Genomic DNA, 8860 nt, shown 5'->3' on the forward strand with positions numbered 1-8860 from the left:
TCACCGTTTAATCTGATGATTAAACGCCTCAGGCGTTCTAAAAAGCTGCTTCGGAAGCAGCTTTTTTCTGACTGATTTCGCGGATTTCCTCTAACTGCCGCTATGCTCGCTAAAAGCATTTCCAACAGGACAGGTGCTTTTCACAGTCCGTCCCGGCTCACGGTAAGCTAGGTTCATCCGCCGATAGGAAAGAACTCCTTCCCCGGTTGGATCCCAGACCGGGACAGTGGATGGTATAGAATTGGCGTAACGTTTATATCCCCAGTAGGTTGAAAAATAGTTTTGGGTATATTTAAAATAGTGAACTTCTTTCTGGCAAGCGGCACTAAGTCCCTTCTTGTAGATGAACGACTACGCGTCGCCAGTGCACATTCATTGCTCCGGTCTGGCATCCCTGTCATGAAGCGTCCCAGCAATCCAGATATCCTTCATTTTTGAGACTAAAGTGAGCAGGCTATATCCTAAATTCCCTAAAAATAAGCCATATATTTTACAATCATCTTTGTAAATGATACAATATGCGTAAATCAGGCAACTGTCAGGTAATAGTGGTATTCGGGGTAAAACGGAAAGGGGAAAAGTAATATGAAGAAACGTATGATTTCATTATGTATTGCATTGATACTTACAGGATCGCTTTTTTTATCTGGCTGCGGCACGAAGGTACAGGCATCAGATTTAATGAAAGGCGTAAAAGCACACGATGTCAGCAAAGAAGCCGTACTACGTGACGAGGATACTGCCGCTGTGGCAGATTTTGCAGTGCGCCTGTTTCAGGCCAGCCGGGAAGAAAACTCAGAGGTACTGATATCTCCTGTTTCCGTACTCTATGCGCTGGCGATGACCGCGAACGGGGCAGATGGGGAGACCCTTGCACAGATGGAGAATGTGCTGGGGCTGAGCGTAGACAAGCTGAATCCCTATCTTTATGCATACAAAGAAGCACTGGCTTCCGGTAATAAGTATAAGCTTGACCTCGCTAACTCGATTTGGTTTAAAGATGATGAGAGCCTGACCGTAAATCCAGATTTCCTGCAGGCAAACGCAGACTGGTATGACGCGGAGCTTTACAAAGCGCCTTTTGATAATTCCACGCTTAAGGAGATCAACCACTGGGTCAGCAATAAAACGGACGGTATGATAGAAGATATCCTGGATGAGATTCCAGATGAAGCAATAATGTATCTGATCAATGCCATTGCCTTTGATGCTGAATGGGAGAACATATATAAGGAAAATGAAGTCAGGGCAGATGTTTTTACAACTGAAAGCGGAAGTGAGCAAATAACTGAGATGATGTATTCGGAAGAGAACGAATATCTGGAGGATGAGAACACAACAGGCCTGATTAAGTATTATAAGGACAGAAAATATGCGTTTGTAGGCCTGCTTCCGAACGAGGGGATAAGCATAAACGAATACATTTCCTCCTTAACCGGTGAAAAGCTGATGAACCTTCTGAACAACTCACAGAGTGTGCGGGTGGATGCAGCGATTCCTAAATTCGAAAATGAGTACGATATTGAAATGAGTGAAATTCTGAAGGGGATGGGTATGCCTGATGCCTTTGATCCCGGACAGGCAGATTTCAGCGGGCTGGGAACTTCAACGGACGGGAATCTTTATATTAATCGTGTACTGCACAAAACTTATATTGCGGTGGATGAAAAAGGGACCGAGGCGGGAGCAGCCACGGTAGTAGAGGTGATGAGCGAAGCTGCCATGGTTGATCCCATAAAGCAGAAGACTGTTTATCTGAACCGGCCGTTTATTTATATGCTCATTGATTGTGAGGCGAAACTTCCTGTCTTTATGGGGACAGTGATGGATATAAAAGAATAAGGCACACCGGAGTGGGCTGTCTGAACAAGAAAATAGAAAAGGAGTGCATTATGATGCAGACATCAACAGAATTAAAAAACTTACTGAACAGGATTGACCACAAGAGCTATCCTGCATATAAAGATACGAAAGGGGTGTATCAGTTTCCGGGATATCAGCTTTCCATTGATCATGTACAGGGGGACCCATTTGCTTCCCCTTCTAAATTAAGTATTCACATAAAAGGTGCGGTGGCTGGGTTTCCGAAAGAGCTGTTTGAGACAGCGCATCGCCGGATTGCACTTCAGGACTATCTGACACGCCAGTTTGGGCGCGGCGTTGAAAAGTATGCATTCAAAGCGAAGGGATCAGGGAAGAGCGGCCTGATCTCTGTCAGCAGGTGCGCGCAGGAGATACTGGAGCGCACAGCATGCAGTATTGACCTCCAAAGCGGAGACCTGGTACTGAGGCTTGAGGCGGGCTTTCCGGCAAACGGGAGAACCATCAATGCAAGAGAATTAATGAAGATATTGTTTGATTTTTTGCCGGAGTGTGTGGAAAACTCTCTGTATTATAAGAACAGCGATAAAAAGAGGATAGAACAGACAGCATTTCTTGCAGATGACCAGCAGTACATCCGGGAACAGCTGCCTGTTCTGGGATTGACTGCTTTTGTTGCGGACGGGGCTGTCCTGCCCAGAGAATCCGGGATTTCTTCCAGGCCGATGAGAGGTGCGGTTGCGTTTTCTTCACCGGAAGAGTTAAAAGTAACGCTGGAACTTCCGCACAGAGGAAAAATAACGGGAATGGGAATCCGCAGGGGAATTACATTGATTGTGGGCGGTGGATACCATGGAAAGTCCACGCTCCTGAAAGCACTGGAACTGGGGGTTTATAACCATATTGCGGGGGATGGCAGGGAATATGTCATTACCGATTCCACTGCAATGAAGATCCGTGCCGAGGACGGGCGTAGCATAAAAAAGACAGACATTTCAATGTTTATAAATGACCTGCCCAATAAAAAAGACACTCGTGGATTCTATACAGAAGATGCCAGCGGAAGCACTTCCCAGGCGGCCAACGTGATAGAGAGCATGGAGGCAGGGGCAAAGCTTCTGCTGATCGATGAAGATACAAGCGCGACCAATTTTATGATCCGGGATGAATTGATGCAGCGCGTGATCCACAGAGACATGGAGCCGATCACTCCTTTTATCGAGCGGATCAGGGAGCTGTATGATGAGTATGGAATTTCAACGGCCATCGTAGCAGGAAGCTCCGGGGCATACTTCCATATTGCCGACTGTATCATCCAGATGGACCGGTATGTACCGAAAGATATTACGGCACTTGCAAAGAAAGAGGCCGAAAGCTTTCCGATGCTCAGTGGACCGGAGGAAAAGGCGGCAGCACCCGTATTCACAAGATGCCCGGGCGGGAATCCAGCATTTCGTGGAAATGACAGGGTAAAGATGAAGACACTGGGCCGGGAAGCAGTGCAGATCAACCGGGAAACCATCGACCTGCGCTATGTGGAGCAGCTGGTGGACGGCGAGCAGGTCAGTGCACTTGGATATTGTGTGAAATATGCGGAAAAACATCTTCTGGACGGCAGGAAAACACTGCAGGGAGTTGTAGAAGAGCTTGAGAATAAGATTGAAAAAGATGGGCTTGCAGGTTTGTGCGAGAGCGGCTCCAGTGTGGCATGTCTTGCGGTGCCGAGAAAACAGGAAATATATGCATGCCTGGACCGTTACCGCGGTCTGAAGCTGTAGAAAGGGGAGTTGTATGCGGTTTTTTCATTTGTCGGATCTGCATATTGGAAAACAATTGCACCACTACAGCCTTCTGGAGGACCAGAGACATATATTAAATGAGGTGGTCAGCAGGGTGGAGGAACTGAAACCCGATGCGGTAGTCATAGCGGGAGATATCTATGATAAATCTGTTCCGTCGGCGGAAGCGGTATCGCTGTTTGACGATTTCCTGACGAGACTGGCCGATGTGGAGGGCGGACCAGCTATTATGCTGATCAGCGGAAACCACGATTCCGCCCAGAGGCTGGACTACGCCAGCCGGATTCTGGGCAGGCAGAACATCTATATTGCAGGGGAAGTGCCCGGGGAAAAGGATGAATATTTAAAAAAGGTAACACTTTCAGACGAATATGGAGAGGTAGATTTTTATCTGCTTCCCTTCTTGAAGCCGGGGTATGTCCGCGGCGTTTTTGAGGAAGACATTCCGGAGACTTACAGTGAGGCGGTTGCACGAATTCTGGAGCGGGAAGCGCCGGATCAGGAGAAGCGCAATGTGCTTCTGTCTCATCAGTTCTATACGGGAAACGGCACAATACTGCAGACCTGCGATTCGGAGTTGTTCTCCGTGGGAGGAATTGACAATGTTGATATCGCACCGCTGCTGCAGTTTGATTATGTGGCCCTTGGACATCTGCACCGGGCACAGCAGGCAGGAAAGCCGTTTATCCGTTACTGCGGAACCCTACTGAAGTATTCCGTGAGTGAAGCCGGAGATACAAAATCGCTTCATATGGTGGAACTTGGAAAAAAAGGCGAAGAGGCGCTTGTGGAGCTTCTGCCGCTTCATCCGCTCAGAGATGTGCGGACGGTTCGTGGAGAGATGACACAGATTATGGAACAGGCGGAGACGGAAAGCTGTAAGGACTATATCAGCATCACCCTGACGGATGAGGTGGACCCGTACAGGCCCAAGGAACAGCTGGAAAAAGTATATCCACATATTCTGGAGATCCGGATGGATAATGCCCGGACGAGAAAACGTCTGGAGGAGTTCGATGAGGAGGTGGAGCTGACCGATCCGCTTATTGTATTTGGAGAGTTTTATGAAGAAATCCAGGGCAGGGAACTGTCTCAGGAAGAAAAAGGATTTCTGGAACAGGTTTTTGATAAGGTGAAGGGAGAATAAGATGAGGCCGGTAAAGTTGACAATGTCTGCATTTGGTTCTTATGCGGATGTAGAAGAGATAGATTTTACAAAAATACAGCATGGCCTTTTTCTTATCACCGGCGACACCGGTGCAGGAAAGACCACGATTTTTGATGCCATAACTTATGCGCTGTATGATAAGACCAGCGGAGGAAGGCGCGACGGCAACATGATGCGCAGCCAGTATGCATCCGAAGAGACGGATACTTTCGTAGAGTATACATTTTCATACAGAGGAAAAGAATATACAGTCAGAAGAAACCCTGAATACCTGAGGATCGGTAAACGCAGGATGGCGGACGGTTCACCCCGTCTGGTAAAAGAGACGGCAAAAGTGAGCCTGCTCATGCCGGACGGCAGGGAGGAACAGGGGAAGAAAAAAGACATTGATAATAAAATAGAAGAAATCATTGGGCTGGATGTCAACCAGTTTACCCAGATTGCAATGATAGCCCAGGGAGATTTTCTGCGGCTGCTCCATGCAGAATCCAAAGAGCGCAAGAAGATCTTCTCCAGAATCTTTCAAACCAGGCTGTACTGGCAGGTGCAGGAAGAATTAAAGGAGGAGGCAAAGCAGCTTTATATCCGCCTGGAAGACAATACAAAGGACTGCCTGCGGGAAATGGAGCGTGTGGAAACTTATGAAGACAGTGATGAGGCTGCAAAATGGGAGCGGCTTTCTGCGCTGAAAATGCCTCCGGCAGAAGAGGTAATGGAAGTATTAAAGGAAATCTGCAGGCAGGGAAAGTCTATGGAGACAGAGGCTGAAAAAGAACATACACGTCTGCAGAAGCAGGCAGAGGATTTGAATGCTGCAATCCGCAGCCAGGAAGAGGTAAACATTCTGCTTCGGTCAAAAGATCAGGCGCAAAAGAGGTTGAAAGAGCTGGAAGAAAAAAAGAACGGAATGGAGGACCTCAGCCGTCAGATTAAAGACGGTGCCAGGGCCGAAAAAGTGCTTGTAAAAGAGGAACAGTATAAACGAACCAGTGTGGAAGCAAAGCGCCTGGAAGAGACGGTCGGACAGACAAAGAGCTGGATGGAGGAGCAGACAGCAGTCCTGGCGGAAAAGGAAACAAAACTGCAGGGACTGGAAAAGGAACTGCAGGAAAAAGAACCCGTCATGCAGAAACAGATTCTGCGTCTGAAAGATATTCTGCCCAGATATGCAGGCATCCGAAAACTGGAAGAACAGTATCATAAACAATTAAAGAAAATGGAGCTTGTACTGGAGGAATGCCGGACGGCCTCAGCGGATTATGAGAAAAAGTATCAGCAGTTTTTTGAGGAACAGGCCGGTATTCTGGCAAAGGAACTTAAGGAAGGGCACCCCTGTCCTGTATGTGGCTCAACAGACCACCCGCACAAGGCTGAGATACTGGAGAGCGCGCCGGGACAGGAAGAAGTGCAGCAGGCCAAGAATGAGCGGGATCAGAAAGAACAGGAGCGCTCCACAACCCAGGAACAGTTTCAGGCATCGAAAAGCCGTCTGGACTCTGAGAGAAAACTTCTGGAGGAAGCCGCAGAAGATATTATAGCCGGAGGCTCCCTTCCGGAAGAAGAGGCAAAAGAGCACCTGAAACAGCTGGAAGCAGATTTAAAAGAAATGAAAAAAAACTTCCAGAAAAAGGGAAAAGATTTCCGGGAATTGATGGAAGAAATGAAGCGCAGAAGCGGACTTCTGGAGAGCCAGGAAAAACAGCTCCAGGAATTGAATACGAAGCAGAAAGAAGAGGAAGAATATTTTCAGGAAGAGTTAGAAGCGCAGAAATTTGCATCTCATGAAGAATACAGCCAGGCTCTGAAATGGACAGAAGGGCGCAGAGAGAAAGAAGAAGCGCTCAGCCAGTATGAAAAAGAATGTCTGGAAGTAAAGACAAGATACGAGATGCTCTGTCAGCAGAGCGAGGGAAAGCAGTCTGCGGATCTGGAAGAAGAAAAAGAAAAGCTGGAAGCGGTACTGAATTCCCTGAAAACGCAGAAAGACAAATGGCTCCATCTGCACAGCCAGAACCAGAAGAACAAAGAGGCCAGGACAAAGCTCAAGCAGTATTTTGATACAAAAGCCGGCCTGACGATGCAGTACGAGATGGTAAACAATCTGAGCCGTACGGCCAACGGAACGCTGAACGGCAGCATCAAACTGGATTTTGAGACCTATGTGCAGAGAAAATATTTCAAGCAGATCATCCATGCCGCCAACCGAAGGCTCAGTAAGATGACCTCAAACGAATTTATCCTGCAGTGCCGGGAAATCAAAGACCTGAGCAGCCAGGGGCAGGCCGGTCTGGACCTGGATGTTTACCACCTTGTCAATGATTCCGTCCGGGATGTGAAGACACTGTCAGGCGGCGAGTCCTTCATGGCATCCCTCTCCATGGCGCTGGGCCTGTCAGATATCATACAGAATACGGCAGGGGCAATCAGTCTTGAGACTATGTTTGTGGATGAAGGCTTCGGCTCTCTGGATGACGCGGCAAGAGAGCGGGCGATCCAGATTCTTCAGGAACTGGCTGGGGAAAAAGGAATCGTGGGTATCATATCTCATGTAAATGAATTAAAAGAACAGATCGAATGGAAACTTGCTGTTACAAAAACAGAGCAGGGAAGCAGTACCAGGTGGGTATTAGAATAAACAGAAATGGAAGTGGGACAGATGAAGAAATACCTGAAAACAGCATCAGCCCTGCTGCTGGCCGTAATCCTGAGCCTGCAGCAGGCACTGCCCGTGAGGGCATGGGAGGAAATCGTAACCTGTACGGTTCTGGGAGACAGCATCGCAAAGGGGTATTCTTCTGACAAGGCCAATGAAATAAAATGTTATGGCCGTATCATCACCGAGCAGATAGCCGAAGAAAATGAGATATACTTTGACTATCAGAATTACGCGAAAAACGGTCTGGACACACAGGGCCTCAACGAAAAGGTCCTGTCAAGGGACACTGTAAAAAGAAACCTGAACAAATCCGACATCATATTACTCACAATGGGTTCCAACGACCTCCTGAACGAATTCAAAAGAGAGTCCCAGGAGATTCTGAATTCCGATACAAAGTTCAGAAGCGCCCCTCAGGCTATGAACGAACTCCAGGAGGCCGTAAAGAAGAACCCGTTAATCGTCCTGAAAATCATAGATGCTCTGAGCAGCTGGGATTACGGAAGCTTCGAGGCCCAATGGGCCGAAGCCATGGAAACCATAACCCAGCAGAAAAAAGATAATGCCCAAATCATCGTAACCAACATCTACAACCCCATATACAACATGCAGCTCCCCGGTACCATGAACAAAGTTGTAGAAGACATCATCCAGAACATGAACAGCATCATAGAAAAAAGGGCCGAAGAATTCGACTACAAGGTAGTAGACCTTTTTAACTCCAACATCGTAGCCTTCGTCCAGGGCGACGGCCTGCATCCCAGCCAGGAAGGCCAGCAGCTCATAGCCACAATGGTCTACGACAAAATCGAGCCCGACCCGGACACAAACACCCAGTCCGTAGATGGCGAAGCCATAAAAGGAGAATCTCAACAACCAAAGCCGGCAGACCAATCCGAACAGACTACTCCTGAGAACCAAGATCAGCCCCCCGATACTACCAGTCAGTCCAAAAACCAATCCAATCAGGGCAAATATTCGTACTTCGTTCCCACAATCCTACTGGTAATATTAGCCGGTGTCCTGGTCATAACAATCAGACGCAAAAAGAAAAAATAAAAATAAAGTCTCAAGAGAAAAAGAGACAAACAAAAAAATCCAAATCCATATCCCAACCCCCAGCGAACGAGCCTGCGAGTGAGTGAAAAGAGCGCCAGCCCCCCGGCGCCGCGCCGAAGTTCCTCATACCCTTCAATAAGCAAAACCTTCCGTCCTTCCACCACAATCCGCTGCCCTCCGCCCGGAATCCCATCCGGTACGATTACCCTCCCGACCTGATACGCCCAGCCGAGGAGATGGCGGAGCTGGAAGCATGGCGATGGAGGCGGGAATGTCTGGAGCGGACCTCTGCCGGGACAGGGGGAAGCGGATATGCCGTTTTTCGTACGCGTAGAATGCGCGCTAGAACGGCTTAAT

General features: G+C 48.1%; 5 protein-coding genes. All 5 read left to right on the top strand.

Annotated elements, in window-relative coordinates; genetic code table 11:
• Positions 1 to 585: 585 nt before the first annotated feature.
• From HMPREF0240_RS01920 to HMPREF0240_RS01940, 5 genes are read left to right on the top strand one after another with little or no spacing between them, the layout of a single operon-like run.
• Entirely contained in the window at positions 586 to 1842 is a 1257-nt protein-coding gene (locus HMPREF0240_RS01920; protein WP_009001774.1) for a serpin family protein, read from the top strand.
• A 53-nt stretch (positions 1843 to 1895) separates the two neighbouring features.
• Positions 1896 to 3599: an ABC-ATPase domain-containing protein gene (locus tag HMPREF0240_RS01925; RefSeq protein ID WP_035312252.1), complete on the top strand. Its 1704-nt coding sequence runs from the start codon at positions 1896 to 1898 to the stop codon at positions 3597 to 3599.
• 13 nt (positions 3600 to 3612) lie between these two features.
• Complete coding sequence (locus tag HMPREF0240_RS01930) at positions 3613 to 4767, top strand: exonuclease SbcCD subunit D (protein WP_009001776.1); 1155 nt, start codon at positions 3613 to 3615, stop codon at positions 4765 to 4767.
• A 1-nt stretch (position 4768) separates the two neighbouring features.
• Positions 4769 to 7423, top strand: a complete 2655-nt coding sequence (locus HMPREF0240_RS01935; RefSeq protein WP_009001777.1) for an SMC family ATPase — start codon at positions 4769 to 4771, stop codon at positions 7421 to 7423.
• A gap of 21 nt (positions 7424 to 7444) precedes the next feature.
• Positions 7445 to 8503, top strand: coding sequence for an SGNH/GDSL hydrolase family protein (locus HMPREF0240_RS01940; protein WP_242833285.1), 1059 nt, complete (start codon positions 7445 to 7447; stop codon positions 8501 to 8503).
• Positions 8504 to 8860 lie beyond the last annotated feature (357 nt).

The organism is Clostridium sp. D5, from assembly GCF_000190355.1.
GTDB lineage: Bacteria > Bacillota > Clostridia > Lachnospirales > Lachnospiraceae > Faecalicatena > Faecalicatena fissicatena_A.

What these genes read in the sequence shown, in the direction of transcription:
- HMPREF0240_RS01920 (WP_009001774.1), top strand. Translation starts at nt 586, where the DNA reads ATGAAGAAACGTATGATTTCATTATGTATTGCATTGATACTTACAGGA.
- HMPREF0240_RS01930 (WP_009001776.1), top strand. Translation starts at nt 3,613, where the DNA reads ATGCGGTTTTTTCATTTGTCGGATCTGCATATTGGAAAACAATTGCAC.
- HMPREF0240_RS01940 (WP_242833285.1), top strand. Translation starts at nt 7,445, where the DNA reads ATGAAGAAATACCTGAAAACAGCATCAGCCCTGCTGCTGGCCGTAATC.
- HMPREF0240_RS01935 (WP_009001777.1), top strand. Translation starts at nt 4,769, where the DNA reads ATGAGGCCGGTAAAGTTGACAATGTCTGCATTTGGTTCTTATGCGGAT.
- HMPREF0240_RS01925 (WP_035312252.1), top strand. Translation starts at nt 1,896, where the DNA reads ATGCAGACATCAACAGAATTAAAAAACTTACTGAACAGGATTGACCAC.